At 69.9% G+C, this 588-nt stretch carries 1 protein-coding gene; it reads right to left on the bottom strand.

Annotation, left to right across the window (positions count from 1 at the left end; genetic code table 11):
- Window positions 1–173 precede the first annotated feature (173 nt).
- Window positions 174–588, bottom strand: a 415-nt coding sequence (locus tag AAE045_RS23900) for a hypothetical protein (protein ID WP_455549786.1), incomplete at its 5' end; no start/stop codon positions are given.

Raw genomic sequence — 588 nt, 5'->3', positions numbered from 1 at the left:
CGTCGGCTGTTCGACGGTCCTGCGCTCGGTGGCCGGCACCGCGTCGGTCGGCGGCACAGCCGGTTCATCGATCGGGGCCGGGGCGGCGGGCGCAGTGGCCTCGCTCTGTGCAGCGGGCTTGTTGCAGGCGGCCAGCGTCAGCAGGCCCAGGGCCAGCAGCAGGGGCTTGGCGGTCATGGTTTGTCTCCGGGGGTCGAATAGATATCGCTGACGCGGCGTTTGAGCAGTTCGCGCAGCGGCAGGCGCAGCGTGTCCACCGAGGCCGTGCCCAGGCTGTCGTCGCGATACGGCAGGTAGGCTTCCTTGATCGGGATCCGCATCTGCGTGGTCTCGTACAGGTCGGCCAGGGTGAGCTTGTCCAGGTCGCGCGCCAGCAGCCACTCGCCCTGCTCGTCGCGGCGGACCACGCGGATCGCTTCCAGATCGCACAGCAGGGTATGCAGCAGCGAATCGGTCAGCATCGGCTCCAGCCGCAGGATCTCGTCGTCATCCAGGCTGCGGCCATCGGCGCGCGCCTGGTGGAAGCGGCCGATCAGCCGCAGCAGGCCGTAGATCTCGTAGCCCACCGGCAGGCGCAGGTCGGCCGGC

Origin of the sequence: Dryocola clanedunensis, assembly GCF_038405435.1 — a bacterium.
Lineage (GTDB): Bacteria > Pseudomonadota > Gammaproteobacteria > Enterobacterales > Enterobacteriaceae > Dryocola > Dryocola clanedunensis_A.
This window is presented reverse-complemented; position numbering and strand designations above follow the sequence as displayed.